The 15,361-nt window shown below is 60.8% G+C and carries 9 protein-coding genes, 1 tRNA gene and 1 pseudogene; 3 read left to right on the top strand and 8 right to left on the bottom strand.

Annotation, left to right across the window (positions count from 1 at the left end; all coding sequences use genetic code 11):
* Together HMPREF2527_RS02320 and ffh are read right to left on the bottom strand one after the other, a co-directional pair.
* A pseudogene (locus HMPREF2527_RS02320) lies at nucleotides 1–388 on the bottom strand (hypothetical protein); the annotation flags it as partial.
* Between the two features lie 118 nt (nucleotides 389–506).
* A complete protein-coding gene (ffh, locus tag HMPREF2527_RS02315; RefSeq protein ID WP_005505683.1) occupies nucleotides 507–2,084 on the bottom strand; it encodes a signal recognition particle protein in 1,578 nt (525 codons plus the stop codon).
* A 360-nt stretch (nucleotides 2,085–2,444) separates the two neighbouring features.
* Here ffh and HMPREF2527_RS02310 point away from each other — a divergent pair.
* A tRNA-Leu gene (locus HMPREF2527_RS02310) sits at nucleotides 2,445–2,527 on the top strand.
* Between the two features lie 208 nt (nucleotides 2,528–2,735).
* On the opposite strand, the gene pyk is transcribed toward HMPREF2527_RS02310, so the two are convergent.
* Nucleotides 2,736–4,199, bottom strand: coding sequence for a pyruvate kinase (gene pyk, locus HMPREF2527_RS02305; protein ID WP_070506078.1), 1,464 nt, complete (start codon nucleotides 4,197–4,199; stop codon nucleotides 2,736–2,738).
* A 522-nt stretch (nucleotides 4,200–4,721) separates the two neighbouring features.
* On the opposite strand from pyk, the gene HMPREF2527_RS02300 reads away from it, so the two are divergent.
* The gene (locus tag HMPREF2527_RS02300; protein WP_049352442.1) at nucleotides 4,722–5,294 is read left to right on the top strand and encodes a flavodoxin domain-containing protein; all 573 of its coding nucleotides are present in this window, start codon (nucleotides 4,722–4,724) and stop codon (nucleotides 5,292–5,294) included.
* A gap of 629 nt (nucleotides 5,295–5,923) precedes the next feature.
* On the top strand, nucleotides 5,924–7,870 hold the full coding sequence (locus tag HMPREF2527_RS02295) for a GH25 family lysozyme (RefSeq protein WP_049342097.1): 1,947 nt from the start codon (nucleotides 5,924–5,926) through the stop codon (nucleotides 7,868–7,870).
* A 945-nt stretch (nucleotides 7,871–8,815) separates the two neighbouring features.
* On the opposite strand, the gene adhP is transcribed toward HMPREF2527_RS02295, so the two are convergent.
* The 5 genes from adhP to trpB form a co-directional block, all read right to left on the bottom strand.
* A complete protein-coding gene (adhP, locus tag HMPREF2527_RS02290; RefSeq protein ID WP_070506401.1) occupies nucleotides 8,816–9,841 on the bottom strand; it encodes an alcohol dehydrogenase AdhP in 1,026 nt (341 codons plus the stop codon).
* Nucleotides 9,842–10,278: 437 nt separating this feature from the next.
* A complete protein-coding gene (locus tag HMPREF2527_RS02285; RefSeq protein ID WP_070506076.1) occupies nucleotides 10,279–11,661 on the bottom strand; it encodes a phosphoenolpyruvate synthase in 1,383 nt (460 codons plus the stop codon).
* 317 nt (nucleotides 11,662–11,978) lie between these two features.
* Complete coding sequence (gene lgt / locus HMPREF2527_RS02280; RefSeq protein WP_070506073.1) at nucleotides 11,979–12,989, bottom strand: prolipoprotein diacylglyceryl transferase; 1,011 nt, start codon at nucleotides 12,987–12,989, stop codon at nucleotides 11,979–11,981.
* The gene (gene trpA / locus HMPREF2527_RS02275; RefSeq protein WP_049346437.1) at nucleotides 12,989–13,843 is read right to left on the bottom strand and encodes a tryptophan synthase subunit alpha; all 855 of its coding nucleotides are present in this window, start codon (nucleotides 13,841–13,843) and stop codon (nucleotides 12,989–12,991) included. The genes lgt and trpA overlap by 1 nt, the downstream gene beginning before the upstream one ends.
* Nucleotides 13,843–15,177, bottom strand: coding sequence for a tryptophan synthase subunit beta (trpB, locus tag HMPREF2527_RS02270; RefSeq protein ID WP_070506070.1), 1,335 nt, complete (start codon nucleotides 15,175–15,177; stop codon nucleotides 13,843–13,845). The genes trpA and trpB overlap by 1 nt, the downstream gene beginning before the upstream one ends.
* Nucleotides 15,178–15,361: the final 184 nt, after the last annotated feature.

Genomic DNA, 15,361 nt, shown 5'->3' with positions numbered 1-15,361 from the left:
CGTCACTCTCGCTGGAGTAGACGAGGTCGCCCGCCAGTTCGGCGGAGTGCTCCCCGTACTCGAGGGCGATACGCGCCCAGACGGGGATGTACCCGGGAAGGCTGCTCGAATCATTATCGAAGCCGTCCACAAAGTCGTCCGAAGCGCCGTCCACAAAGTCGCCCGAAAGGTCGTCTTCGCTACCCTCTGCGGGAGCATCGGAGAAGCCCAGCGAGCCCTCCTCAGTTACAGACTCAACCGCAGACTCACCTGCAGATTCTCCAGCAGGCTCACCGGCAGGGTCCTCTACAGCATCATCAGCGAAGGCGCGCTGAGACCACGGCGTGACCTGCTCATTCAGCTGATCATCCGCGTTCTCTCGATCCCAATTCCGCTCGTTCTGAGCCATTGATACCTTCCCTTCACACACCCATTCATATGCCCAAACCGGGCACCATACCGGTACGGGTGCGCCCCGTAACCACGTGCGCACCCGTACCACCCCTTACCGGGGCTCATATTTGCTCTTACTGCAGAAACTTCTCGAAGCCCTTCGGCAGGTTCATGCTGGACAAATCCATCTCCTGGTTCTGAGCCTGCTGACCGAATGCAGCACCGGCGCGAGCCTGCTGCGCCTTAGCTGCTGCCGCCTCCTGCGCCGCACGCTTCTGCGGGTTGCCGGAGCGAGCCTTCTTCTTCTTGTTGTTCTTCGCGTTCTTACGAGCGCCACCGGCCGCAGCTGCCATACCGGGCATCTGCATGCCACCGGGCATGCCGGGCATCTTGCCCGAAGCGAGCTTCTTCATCATCTTCTGAGCCTGAGCGAAACGCTCCATCAGCTGGTTCACCTCAGACACGGTCACACCCGCACCCTTAGCGATACGGGCACGGCGAGAACCGTTAATGATGCGCGGAGCCACACGCTCATGCGGGGTCATGGAGCGAACAATCGCCTCCACGCGGTCAATCTCGCGCTCGTCAAAAGCCTCAAGCTGCTGACGCATCTGAGCCGCACCGGGCATCATCATGAGCAGCTTCTTCATGGAACCAAGCTTACGGATCTGCTGCATCTGAGCCAGGAAGTCCTCAAAAGTGAAGTCTTCCTGATCGATGAACTTCTTCGCCATGCGGTCGGCTTCAGCCTTATCCCACTGAGCTTCAGCCTGCTCGATCAGAGTCAGGATGTCACCCATATCCAGGATGCGGCTTGCCATACGGTCCGGGTGGAACTGCTCAAAGTCAGTGACGTTCTCACCGGTGGACGCGAACATAATCGGCTTGCCGGTCACCGAAGCCACCGACAGCGCCGCACCACCGCGGGCGTCACCATCAAGCTTAGACAGGACCACACCGGTGAAGTCCACACCCTCGTTGAAGGCGTTAGCGGTGTTCACGGCGTCCTGACCGATCATCGCGTCGATGACGAACAGAACTTCGTGCGGCTCAATAGCGTCACGAATGTTACGTGCCTGCTGCATGAGCTCAGCGTCAACACCCAGACGACCCGCGGTATCGACAATTACCACGTCGTGCAGCTTAGCGCGAGCCTCAGCCACACCGTCACGTGCCACCTGCACGGGATCGCCGGTGGGTACGTCAAACTCACTGGTCACACCGGGGTGCGGCGCGTACACGGGCACGCCCGCACGCTCACCAACAACCTTCAGCTGGGTCACCGCATTGGGGCGCTGCAGGTCGGATGCAATCAGCATCGGGGTGTGACCCTGGCCCTTCAACCAGTGAGCCAGCTTGCCCGCCAGGGTGGTCTTACCGGCACCCTGCAGACCCGCCAGCATGATGATGGTCGGGCCGCTCTTCGCCATGTTGATGCGGCGGGTCGAACCGCCGAGGATGCTCACCAGCTCCTCGTTCACGATCTTGACGATCTGCTGGGAGGGGTTCAGTGCCTCGGAAACTTCCGCACCGAGAGCGCGTTCCTTCACGTGGGCGGTAAATTCGCGGACCACGGGGACGGCGACGTCAGCGTCGAGCAGGGCGCGGCGGATTTCGCGGACGGTTGCATCAATGTCTGCCTCGGAGAGGCGGCCCTTGCCGCGCAGGTTCTTAAAAGTTGCCGTCAAGCGGTCGGAGAGAGAATTGAACACGAGCCGTGATCACTTTCTTAACGTTGAGGTGGCCCCCAGCCGCGAAGGCGAACGGGGATGGTTAGTCAGTCTTTAAGGATACAGGATGCGCGCTTTCTCCCCCGCCTCCACCTGTGGATAAGTGGCACCGGTTCACCCTGAGCTCAGGATTTACACTCAGGATTTACACTCAACATCCCCTCCCGCACCCCTCAGCAAATGCGCGGCAGGTACCAGACTTACCCCCGTGTAGAGGCGCAACAGAAACCCTCAGCAGATGTTCCGCACCCCGCCTCAGCCTGCTCAACACGTCAGATAGATTAGATTTTCTAGACAGCCTGGGTTAGAATTCTAAAGGTGTTACGCACGAATGCGTGATACGCCCGAGTGGCGGAATTGGCAGACGCGCCTGACTCAAAATCAGGTTCTTCGGAGTGTGGGTTCGAGTCCCACCTCGGGCACCAACGCAAAAGCGGCGGGAAAGTTTGAAGCTTTCCCGCCGCTTTTCTGTATCCGCTCCTGTACCCCACCCGCACATCGGATGCGGCAACAATAAAGGCACAAGAAACCGCCGCCCGGCCGTGAATTCACGACCGGGCGGCGGTTCTATATACCGAGCGTACAGACTGAGGATTACCCTCAGCTACGCATCGAAAAAGATTGGTGAGCGGCTTAGCGCTTGACCTCGTTCTCCTCGTAAGGACGCAGAGCCTCGCGCTCGCCCTCAGCACCGTAGACGCGGTGTACCTGAACCATGTTGGTGGTACCTGCGCGGCCTGCGGGAGCACCGGCAGCAACGACGACCAGGTCGCCAGCTTCTGCCAGACCGTTCTTCAGCAGGTACTCGTCCACGAAGTGGAACAGACCTTCCTGATCGGTGATCATCTCAACCTGCTCAGCCTCAACGCCCCACAGCATGGACAGGAAGGAGCGAACCTTCGGGCTGGTGGTGAACGCGACAATCGGAGTCTCGGGACGCAGACGTGCCAGACGACGTGCGGAGTCACCGGACTGGGTGAAAGTAACGATGAGCTTTGCATCCAGCTGGTCAGCGATGTTCACTGCTGCGCGGGTGATTGCGCCACCGCGGGTGCGGGGCTTGCGGTCCAGCTCGGGCACGCGGTACAGGCCACCCTTTTCGGTATCCTGAACGATTGCAGCCATAGCCTGCAGGGTCAGGATCGGGTACTTACCGACCGAGGTCTCACCGGAGAGCATCACAGCGTCTGCGCCGTCGAGGATTGCGTTAGCGCAGTCAGAAACCTCTGCACGGGTGGGGACGGGGTTGTCGGTCATGGACTCGAGCACCTGGGTTGCCACGATGACAGGCTTTGCCCAGCGGCGTGCCATGTCGATTGCCTTCTTCTGGACGAGGGGAACCTCGGAGAAGGGCAGCTCAACACCGAGGTCACCACGAGCGACCATGATGCCGTCGAACTTGTCGATGATGTCCTGCAGGTTCTCAACTGCCTGGGGCTTCTCGATCTTGGCGATGACGGGTACGCGGATACCCTCTTCGTCCATGATCTTGTGGACGGGGTCAACGTCTGCGCCGGTACGGACGAAGGAGAGTGCAATGATGTCTGCACCCATCTTCAGTGCGAAGCGCAGATCGTTTGCGTCCTTCTCGGTCAGCGCGGGCAGGGAGACTGCTGCGCCGGGCAGGTTGATGCCCTTGTTGTTGGAGATCGGGCCACCGACGACCACGCGGGTGCGAACGCGGGTGGGAGTTACCTCAATAGCTTCGAGGCGAATCTTGCCGTCGTCGAGCAGGAGCTTGTCGCCGAGCTTTACGTCGCCGGGCAGACCCTTGTAGGTGGTGCCACAGATTTCTGCGGTACCTTCAACGTCTTCGGAGGTGATGGTGAAGTCTGCGCCGGGCTCAAGGTATTCCTTGCCGTTTGCGAAACGCTCGAGGCGAATCTTGGGGCCCTGCAGGTCGGCGAGGATAGCAACGTCCTTACCGAGCTTTGCAGACTGGTCACGGATGGTGTCGTAGCGTGCCTGGTGCTCGGCGTGGTCACCGTGGCTCATGTTCAGACGGGCGACGTTCAGGCCAGCCTTGATTGCCTCGGAGATCTTCTCGGGGGACTCGATTGCCGGACCGATGGTTGCAACGATTTTTGCGCGCCTCATGTACCTAACCTTTGTGTGTTGTTTCATGTGGCCCCTGAGGGCTCACACTGATTTTCCGGGGAAGACTAATGTCAAATTCCCAATTATTCCCACGTGTTCTAACAGGTAACCACATGCCGGATGCGTGGGACTCTTTCTCAATTATAGGGGTTTTGCGCCCTCTTGGGTATGCTTCTCCCAACTCTTTCCACCGAAGAAATTGTGTTTCACGTCGCATTTTGAACGCCACCCCTCTTCCATCGAACACGCCACAGAAAGTCGATTTTCACCCCCACCACCCCCGCCTCGCCCGGAAAGTAAATTAGGGTGCTTTTTACCCATATCTAGCCAGTACTGCGCAATATTTAGTCTCGTTCGAGAACATTCGAGCATATTTCAAAAACATAGAGACACTCAGAGTGGGCTATGAGAAGATAGATGGGGCATCCAAAAGCTGGGCGATTTCACATTTTCGCGCGCCTAGCCTATATTGGAACCCATAATTAGTATTTGAAATGCGAAATATATCTGGAAGGTTCACAGATGACTACTCGCGTGCTGATTATCTTCGGCTCCACCTACGGCTACACCGAACAGTACGCCACCTGGCTGGCAGAAGATCTGCGTGCACTCCCGCAGGCCCCCGAGGTTGAGACTGTCCCCGCCTCCAAGGTCACCCCCGAGCAGGCTGAGGCATTCGACGCTTTCGTCATTGCCGGCAGCGACTACGGTGGATTCCTCAACGGCGCACCGGCACTTCGCAAGAAGATTCTGCCGGTCATTGCGCCCAAGAAGAACCGCACCGCGTTCTTTACCGTCTCCTTCACCGGTGAATACTCCAAGAAGCTGCTGGACAAGGCCGTCGCCAAGAGCTACACCCCCGAACTGACCGAAGGTCGCCCCGTCTACCACCTGCGTGGCGGCATCGACTTCGACAAGATTTCGCTGGCTCACAAGACCGCCCTGAAGGGCCCGGTGCGCGCATGGCTCATGGCGAACCCGCACCCGAACGAGGGTATTCAGCAGATGCTCGAATGCTACAAGACCGGCAAGGCTGAGTACATCGATCGCGAGACTCTCAAGCCGCTGATCGAGGACATCGCGAAGTTCCTCTAAGCCTTTCGGGAAACACAAGCTTTCGCCTCTTCCCACCCGTCTCTTTCAGCCGGACATCAGAACCTGAAGGAGCGGGCGGGAAGAGCCGAGATAAACGTGCCAACAGGCACCATATACGTGGTCGATGACTCTTCATCTCTCCTGCATCGACCATGAAACTCCGGGTGCCGGTGCGAGGCCGCGCCAAATACAGTACCCGGAACATGAGGGGTGGGTCTTTGTGTGTGCGGCCCACCCCTTTCCTTATGCCCGCAAGCCAAAGCCCCTGCAGCGCAACCTCCGACAGAGCAGTCCACAGAATGAAATTCGCAATGCCCCGGCGTGTCACCCACCTAAAATTTTTCGCAAAAAACTGAGCCCATAAATGCACCGACAAGCCGCAAAACTAAACAGGTCCCCCAAAGACCCCAAATTACTGTGCACTCTGCGAAAGATATGCCGCCAGAATGACATGCCAAATCATTGCGCACAGCGGTGCAGGTACCTTAGGCTGATAGCTGTGCCGGTCGCTTGACACGGCAACAATTGACACATAAACCTCACCCAACTGCCCCACTATTCACTCGTGCCAGAAGCCCCCACACAGGGCCACATCGACACATCCACCTCTCAAACACAGGCAAAAACCTATGAAGAAACTCCAGACTGCCGCGCGCTCTGCGGCAGCCCGCTCCATCATGGCGTCCGCAGGTGCACTCTCCCTCGTCGCCGCATCCCTCACCTCCGTTCCCGCCGCATTTGCCGCCCCCAGCGCAAGCGCAGCCGCAGAGGTCAACCTCGGCGCATCCTACGAGGAGCTCAGCTACGCTCCCGCCCCGGATGCGTCCCTGGTCGAACGCTCCAACCCCGCCATGGGTGCGGGCGAGCGCGAACGCCTGGGCACCGCCAATGCACGCACCGGTGCCATCTCCCCCGCTTCTACCGCAACTCTGAGCGGTATTTCCGCGACCCAGAGCTCCGCGCAGGGTCTGGGAGCTGGTCGAGCTCCGGCAGCCGGTCAGGCACTGGCACCCGGTCAAGCGCTGGCACAGGGCCGCTCCGCATGGACCCCCTCCGGCGGCACCCTCGGTATGGACGTCTCCTCGCACCAGCAGAACGTGGACTGGGCGAGCGCCTACGCCGCAGGTTCCCGCTTCGCCTACGTGAAGGCGACCGAGGGCGGCTACTACACCAACCCCTACTTCGGTCAGCAGTACAACGGCTCCGCCGAGTCAGGCATGGTGCGCGGCGCCTACCACTTCGCGAACCCCCGCACCTCCTCGGGTGCCGATCAGGCACGCTACTTCGTGCAGAATGGTGGCGCGTGGACTGCCGACGGCAAGACCCTGCCCGGTCTGCTGGACATCGAGTTCAATCCCTACCCCGCCTACGGCAACACCTGCTACAACATGACCCCGGCGCAGCTGACCGCCTGGACCCGCGACTTTGTGGACACCTACCGTTCACTGACCGGTCGCGCCCCGATGGTGTACACCGCAACCTCCTGGTGGTCGCACTGCGTGGGTTCGCCGCAGTTCGGCGCTCTGCCGCTACACCTGGCAAGCTACTCGACCGTGGTCGGTGCGATTCCGGCGGGTTGGAGCGGCTACGACATTTGGCAGTTCACTGACTCGGGCCCGTTCGTGGGTGACTCGAACTTCTTCCCCGGCACCGTGAACGATCTGAAGGTTCTGGCAAAGAACCCCAACGCGGTGCACCGCAACTGGTCGAACGGCCAGGATCGCGCAGCGGAAGACCGTTCGGCAGAAGACCGCGCGGTACAGGATTCGAACGTGGTGACCACCGCGACCGGTTCCATTGATATTCGCACCGGCATCGGTAACTTCTGGAATAAGAATCGTTCCTTCTACGGCAACCCGATTGGCACCGAGTACACCCTGACCAACGGCGTGTACGCGCAGAAGTTCACCAACGGCAAGACCATCTACTGGACGAACTCCCACGGCTCGCACTGGCTGGTCACCAACGGCGGCCTGGACCAGAAGTTCCGCTCTGATATTGCGCGATTCCGCGGTCTGACCACCAACGAGGAAACCCGCTCCGACACCATCGCGGTATCCTTCGCCAACGGTGAGGGCGCCTACTGGTCCAACGCCTACGGCACCCACATTATCAACGAGCGCGGCTCCATCTACGCGACCTGGCGTGCAGCTGGCATGAGGGGTGTGCCCACCACCGATGAGCAGAACCTGGGCAACGGCCTCATCAAGCAGGAGTTCACCGGCAGCACCACCTACGTGTGGTCCGCGCAGACCGGCACCCACCGCATGCACACCGGCGGCGCGTTCTACCACCGCTTCCTGCAGCACCGCGGCGCCTGGGGTGCACCGGTGACCGACGAGACTGTCACCTCCACGGGTGCTCAGATTCAGTTCGCCTCGGGTAAGGTACTGCTCTGGTCGGATGCGTACGGTGCGTACGAAACCAACGGTAACGGCGCGATTTTCAAGCATTGGGAGAAGAATAGCGCCCGCTACGGTGCGGCACGCGGCGACGAATCCTACGTGAACGGCGTGTACTACATGGACTTTGAGCGCGGCACGATCCGCTGGACCGCGCAGCGTGGAATCTACTAAACAGCGTGGAATCTACTCAACAGCACGGCAGCTAATAAACACTGCAACGCGCATATAAAAACGAGGGGCACCTGGCAGAGGTGCCCCTCGTTCTTTTGCTACAGGGCGCATCTTCTGAACAACACAAACATCAAGATGCGTTCTGCAGCGGGTGGGTTACCGAGTGAGTAGAGAACCCGGCTATGTTACCCGTGCCGGCAGGTAAATTTATGGCGTGGCGGGCGTGCCGCCTCGAAGTCATGCAATGTCCTAAAAGCCCCGGATTAGTGTGGCGGACATAGTCCCCATTGACTATGTCCGTGGGGCCCACACTAATCGTTGGTGAGACCTCAATCCGAAGGTGTCTAAAGGGGCGCCTGGCCGGAATTAAGGACTCAACGGTGAATAACGGCACGGTACGAAGATGCTGAAATTCACCCGGGTATGGCGTTCCGGGAGAAGGAATCGATATCTAGGAGGGCCGAAACCTTCACACGTCATATCCCGTTACATCTAGGGTAGGTGTAGGCGCACGCGAAACCTATCTCTTCGGCAAATATTACGCTTCAACCAGTAGTTGAATGTTTACAATACAAGTATGCATTTTGAGGTCTATAGATGTCAAACAAGATACTCTATTGAACTAATTTAGTGAGAATTTTGAGATATTCCCCGAATATTTCAAAAATAAATTCCTGCGTATATTACGTTTAGGTGCCTAGTACTCACAGAGGAATTCGGCTCCTCACGATAACGGCTCTCAAAAACCTACAGTCCACCCCGCCCTAAAAAGCCGCGTTAAAAACACTAAGGCGCACCCCGCGTCGTATGCACAGCAGAAAGAGTACCCATACTCCCCCGCCACACGGGATGCGCCCTAGGCGCTATAACCATCGAAACTACCGGCAAGACCCCAGTCGAGTGAGACCTTGAAGCCCTACCGGGCGCCTCGAACCATCCGCCAGCTTAGAGGCTAGCGAAGTCCAGAACCATACGGCCGGTAATCTTACCAGCAGTCATTTCCTCGAAGACAGCCGGTGCCTCGTCAACCTCACGCAGCTGAACCACCGGAACCACGAGGCCGTCAGCACCGAACTGGAACGCCTCCGCCAAATCCTGACGGGTGCCCACCAGGGAACCCACCACGCGGATACCGTCCAGAACGATCTTCACAATGGACAGCTCCATCATCTCCGAGGGCAGACCAACAGCCACCACGGAACCGCCCGCACGAACCGACTCGATAGCCTGGTTGAACGCAACCTTCGACACCGCGGTCACCACAGCAGCGTGAGCGCCGCCGCCGGTCAGCTCGCGAATACGAGCCGGAACATCCTCAACCTCACGGCCGTTGATGACGTGATCAGCACCGGTCTCACGAGCCAGAGCCAGCTTGTCGTCGTTGATATCAACAGCAATAACCTTGGCGCCGAAAACCTTCTTAGCGTACTGAACAGCCAGGTTACCCAGACCGCCAGCGCCGTAAGCAACCAGCCACTGACCCGGGCGAACCAGCGACTCCTTGATTGCCTTGTAGGTGGTCACACCAGCGCAGGTAATGGAGCTTGCCTGTGCCGGGTCAAGACCCTCGGGAACCTTCACAGCGTAATCAGCGGTCACCAGAGTGTACTCACTCATGCCGCCATCGACCGAGTAGCCTGCATTCTTCACCGAACGGCACAGGGTCTCACGGCCCGAGGTGCAGTACTCACAGTGGCCGCAGCCCTCGAAGAACCAAGCCACCGACACGCGATCGCCTTCCTTCAGGGACTCAACACCCTCACCGACCTTGACGACACGACCAATGCCTTCGTGGCCCAGAATACGACCCGGAACCTCACCGAAGTCACCGGAAGCCACGTGCAGGTCAGTGTGGCACACGCCCGAGTACTCAATCTTCACGAGCGCCTGGCCGTGACCGACAGCCGGAACGGGAACCTCACGGACAACAACCGAACCGTCAACCTTCTCAGGGACAACAACAGCCTTCATGGTTTCCTTGCACATGATCTAAACTCCTTAGTCATCGGTGGTCGCGCTCAAACCGCAATCTGTAATCTGCGCTGTGCAACCTAGCGGGGTGAGCGCGCGTATTCTTTACATTTCCACCGTAAAATGAGGAGCCCCCAATCTAAAGGACCTTCCCCGAATATGACAGAGGGGTTAGATAGAGGCATTCTCACGAGCAAGGATGATCTTTCGATAAGGTCTATTCCGACCAATGCGCTAAACCGCCAAAGGTTGATATGACGCTATGACGAAACAACACAGAAGATGAGAATGCCTCCCAAATAAGCGGTTTGGGAGGCACTCAGAAAAAATTTAAATATTAAGTTTGAGGCGCATACCACCCTAAAGAAAGGGTTCAATCTACACCTATACGATTCCTACAGGCTTATAGGAACTCTTAACCGATGAGACTTAGCTGCCTAGAAGCAGAAAGCAACCTCAATATAGCCAGCGCCGCGCTCACCCGGACCATTCGGAGCGTTCAACGCCCACCCCAGATCCATGATGCGCACCGTAGAATCCATGAACGTACCGCCGCCAGCGCCACCGCCAGCCAGCTGCACCGAACCCACCGCATAGCGGGCACGAGCCGAATCGTTATTCCACTTCTGCGACACCACACGAGCCGAAACGCTCAACGCAGCACCGGAGCCGCCGCCGCCATAACCGGCGCCACCGCCTCCAGAAACCACAGACTGGTAGCCGTTAAACAGCTCGCCAGCGTTCGACGGGCGGTTATCGGTACCCTCCGGAGTCTGATCCCACTGGTACGAATAGCTCGCCACACCATCGGCGCCCTTCGCGCGGAAACCGCTCGCACCCGCCGCACCGGCAGTCGCAGTGCTCACCAGCTTCTGGGTGGAGGTGCTCGAAAAACCAATCACCGAACCATCAACAGTCGGCGGGTTCAGCTTCTCACCGCCAGCACCGCCCACACCACCGGCGGCACCCGAACCGGGGTTCACCTTCAGCAGCGGCACCGACTGCGCCGTGTACGAGGTGAAACCCACGAAACCCGGGGAACCGTCGCCGTCGCTGGAACCGGCGCCTCCGCCGGTGCTGAACTGGTGGCGGCGACCGGAGCTATCCAGGGAGTAGTAAGCCGTCGCCTGCAGCGCACCCGGCTTCGCGGGGCTCGGCAGATCCGTCGCGTACGTGGCCAGAGTTCCCGCGCCGCCGCCACCGCCGGCGACAATCATCGGCACGCCGTCCACCTCAATCGCGGAAGAACCGCCGCCCGAGGAGGAATAAAGCACGGCGTTCATGCCGCCATGTCCCATCACACCACCGGTGCGGCCGGTCAGGCTCTCAATCGCGGCGACCACATCCGCAGGGACCGGGGAGGAAGCCTTCGAGGAGCCGCCCACGCCGTAGCCGTCACCGCCCTCGGCCGGGGTCAGCTCACCGTTACCGATGCCGCCCGAACCGGCCGTCAGGGTAATCACCTGGCCGCCGCGCACCGGCATGGATCCCTCTACCAGGGCGCCCGAACCGGCGTCCGCAACGGCGTAGTTCGTGCCGCCGGCGCCGCCAATCACGGTGAAACGCATGCGTCGGGCACCCGCGGGCACGGTCAGAACGGCAACCTTCTTCACGCCGTCACCGGCGGTAATCAGGGTGGAATCCTCGTAGGGGCCGGTACATTCGCCTTCCTCGGGGGAGGCGGCAAAAGCGGGAACCAGGGTCGAAGCCGCGACGGCGGGGGCAGCCCAGGCCGCACCGGCCACGAGACGACGACGGGTCAGGCCCGAACGGGAGGAGGGAGAAATTGGGCGTGAAGAATCGCCGGAAGAAGAGCTCACGATATGTGTCCTGTAGTTGAGTGAATAATTCTGAGCGCGGTGCGTGCCGCGCGGAAGGGGCCGATTCCCAGAGGCTATGCCCCCACGCGAGCACGTATTACCGTGGTTCCTCTATTATGCCTTCTCAGGCCCCTGTTTTCACAAGTCGCCGAAAACTCTCTGCGGTGTGGAAGCCGAGTCGGGAGCTCCACGAGAGCAGGACGCCGGCACGGGGCCCAAAACGGGGTCAGGCACGGGAACTGAAAGACAGAAAACCGCCGGACGGGGTGCTCCCCCATCCGGCGGTTTTCAGCATGAATTATCGGTTACCGAGAGCATCAGCTGGACGCGGTGTCCTCCGACTTCCCGGCCTTTTCGGCGGCCTCCGACTTCTCGTCGGAATCGTCAGAGTCTTCGGCGCTCGCAGAGTCCTCGGCATCATCGGCCTTCTTCTCCGAACGCTTCGGAGCAACCTCCACGGGGCCGGGCTCAACACCCGCGGCGGCCTTCGCCGCCGCGCGACGACCGGCCACCACAAAGCCCGCGGCACCCAGTAGCACCAGCAGCAGGGCCGTCCACACGTGAATACGTACGCCCCAGAGCATCTCCGAGGTATCGATGCGCAGGAACATCTCAATAAAGAGGCGACCCACGCCGTAGTAGAACACGTACAGCCACAGGGTCTGACCCAGCTTCAGCACGCCCTTACGGCTCAGCCACAGCAACAACGCCACCCCCAGCAGGTTCCACAGCGACTCGTACAGGAACGTCGGGTGGAACAGCGTGCCGGCCGGATACTGCGAGGGGAAATTACCGCTCGAGGTGCTAATCTCCAGACCCCACGGCAGGGTCGTCGGCTTGCCGAACAGCTCCTGGTTGAACCAGTTGCCCCAGCGGCCAAAGGCCTGGGCCAGCAGGATGCCGGGGGCCACCGCATCCGCAAAAGCAGGGAAATTCATGCCGTAGCGGCGGCAACCGTACCAGGCGCCCAGCGCGCCCACCGACACGGCACCCATGATGCCGATGCCGCCCTCCCAAATCTTCAGAAAGGCCCACGGATCAGCGACATTCGGGCCGAAGTAGCTGCCCGGGTCGGTAATCAGCACGTGGTAGGCGCGGGCACCCACGATGCCGGCCGGGATGGCCCACATCGCCACGTCAAAGACGCGTTCGCCCGTGCCGCCCATCGCCTTCCAGCGGCGGGCGCCCAGCCACAGGCACACCGCCATACCGGTCAGAATGCACAGAGCGTAGAAATGCACACGAAACGGGCCCAGCTGCAGGTACGAGACGCTCGGGGAAGGAATCGACAGCGCCGGCAGGGCCACCGCCGAAAGCAGGGCCGACATTAAGCCTCACGCCCCGCCAGCTCGCGGGTCAGGCGGGCTACCGCATCCACGCCGCCGGAGGCCAGGGCCTTTACCAGCGCGGTACCGACGATCACACCGTCCGCGTACTCGCCAATCTCCTCCACGTGAGCGCGGGTCGAAACGCCCAGGCCCACACACGCGCGCTTGGCGCCGGCGGCCTTGATATCCGCCACCAGGGTGCGGGCCGCCTCCGACACGGAGGTGCGGGCACCGGTCACACCCATGACCGACACCGCGTACACGAAGCCGCTCGAGGCCTTCGCCACGGTTGCCAGACGCTCCGGCGAGGAGGACAGCGCGGCCAGGAAAATACGATCCAGACCGTACTCGTTCGACGCCTCAAACCAGGCCGATGCCTCGTCGGGCACCAGGTCGGGGGTAATCATGCCCGCGCCACCGGCGGCCGCCAGGTCACGCGCAAAATTCTTCACGCCGTACGCCAGAACCGGGTTCCAGTAAGTCATCACCACGACCACCGCATCGGTGGCCTCGGTAATGCGGCGGACCGCCTCAAAGAGCTGGGAAAGCTTGAAGCCGTTCTCCAGGGCCTGGCCGGTCGCCTTCTGAATCACCGGACCATCCATCACCGGGTCGGAGTAGGGAACGCCCAGCTCGATGATGTCGGCGCCGTTGTTGCCCAGGGCAATCGCCGCGTCAATGGACTCCTCCAGGGTGGGGAAACCCACCGGCAGGTAGCCAATCAGGGCCGCGCGACCCTCGGCCTCGCACTGCGCGAGACGAGCGGCCAGGGGCGAATCGGAGTTAGCGGGAGGGAAGGTACCGTCCACCACCTCGTAGGGGGCGGCGTGGGAAATGAAGTCCTGGTAGCTCATTACTTAGCCTCGCTCTCGGTCTGTGCGTTCTTTTCAGCGGAGGCGGCGGCCTCCTTGTTGCCGGTCATCAGGGTCGAGGACGGGATGGCCTTACCCAGGCCGAACCACTTCTGAGCGGTCTCCATGTCCTTATCGCCGCGGCCCGACAGGCACACAATCATGGTCTTCTCGCGGGCGGCCTCCGGGTCCTCGGCGGCCCAGCGCTGGCACACGCGCAGTGCGCCGGCCAGAGCGTGCGAAGACTCAATCGCCGGGATGATGCCCTCGGTGCGGCAGAGCAGGCTCAGCGCATCCATGGCCTCGGTGTCGGTCACCGGCTCGTAGGTCACGCGGCCAATATCGGAGAGGTACGAGTGCTCCGGGCCCACACCCGGGTAGTCCAGGCCAGCCGAAATCGAGTGGGACTCGATGGTCTGGCCGTCCTCGTCCTGCATCAGGTAGGTCATCGCGCCGTGCAGCATGCCCGGGCGGCCCAGGGTGATGGTCGCCGCGTGACGGCCGGTCTCCACGCCGTCGCCGCCGGCCTCAAAGCCGTAAATCTCGACCGAAGGGTCGTCCAGGAACGCGTGGAACAGGCCAATCGCGTTCGAACCGCCGCCCACGCAGGCGGCCAGGCCGTCGGGCAGGCGACCGGTTAGCTGCTGAATCTGCTCGCGCGCCTCCGTGCCGATGGCGTCGTGGAAGAAACGCACCATCGCCGGGAACGGGTGCGCGCCGGCGGCGGTACCCAGCAGGTAGTGGGTGTTCTCGACGTTCGCAACCCAATCGCGCAGCGCCTCGTTAATGGCGTCCTTCAGGGTGCGGGAGCCGTTCTGCACCGCAATCACCTTCGCGCCCAGCAGCTGCATGCGGGCAACGTTCAGGGCCTGGCGCTCGGTGTCTTCCTCACCCATGTACACCACGCACTCCATGCCGAACAGGGCAGCCGCGGTCGCAGTCGCAACACCGTGCTGACCCGCACCAGTCTCAGCAATCAGACGGGTCTTACCCATACGCTTAGCCAGCAGAGCCTGACCCAGCACGTTATTAATCTTGTGGCTACCCGTGTGGTTCAGGTCCTCACGCTTGAGGAACACACGCGCACCAGCATGCTCAGAGAACTTCGGAACCTCGGTCAGCAGCGACGGACGGTTCGAATACTCAGCAGAAAGACGCTGGAACTCGGCAATGAACTCGGGGTCGTTCTTCGCCTCGTTAAAGGTTGCCTCCAGCTCATCCATGGCGGCAATCAGCGACTCGGGCATCCACCGCCCGCCGTACTCACCAAAATAGGGGCCGGGGGCATTCTTCAACGACTCGCCGTTGAGGAAAGCTTCTGCCAGGTTCTCGCTCATCACTATTCCTTCCCTGGATGGTTGCCGCCGGACGCGCGCCGCGGGTAGGGCGGGGCATCAGGCCTGATCACAACGAAACACCACGCCAACCGCGAATAGGGCGGGCGGTGTTCACGCATATCCCCCTATAGTACCCGGGCGCAGGCGGTGACCTGTACCCCGGAGTGCACATGACCATTCCTAG

It is taken from the genome of Rothia sp. HMSC071B01, from assembly GCF_001808945.1.
Lineage (GTDB): Bacteria > Actinomycetota > Actinomycetes > Actinomycetales > Micrococcaceae > Rothia.
Note: the sequence above shows the minus strand (reverse complement) of the source record. Positions and strands in the feature narration are given on the sequence as shown.

Excerpts from the sequence above, each read along its gene's own strand:
- adhP (WP_070506401.1), bottom strand. The coding sequence starts at position 9,841 with ATGAAGGCTGTTGTTGTCCCTGAGAAGGTTGACGGTTCGGTTGTTGTC.
- HMPREF2527_RS02300 (WP_049352442.1), top strand. The coding sequence starts at position 4,722 with ATGACTACTCGCGTGCTGATTATCTTCGGCTCCACCTACGGCTACACC.
- trpA (WP_049346437.1), bottom strand. The coding sequence starts at position 13,843 with ATGAGCTACCAGGACTTCATTTCCCACGCCGCCCCCTACGAGGTGGTG.
- pyk (WP_070506078.1), bottom strand. The coding sequence starts at position 4,199 with ATGAGGCGCGCAAAAATCGTTGCAACCATCGGTCCGGCAATCGAGTCC.
- trpB (WP_070506070.1), bottom strand. The coding sequence starts at position 15,177 with ATGAGCGAGAACCTGGCAGAAGCTTTCCTCAACGGCGAGTCGTTGAAG.
- HMPREF2527_RS02295 (WP_049342097.1), top strand. The coding sequence starts at position 5,924 with ATGAAGAAACTCCAGACTGCCGCGCGCTCTGCGGCAGCCCGCTCCATC.
- lgt (WP_070506073.1), bottom strand. The coding sequence starts at position 12,989 with ATGTCGGCCCTGCTTTCGGCGGTGGCCCTGCCGGCGCTGTCGATTCCT.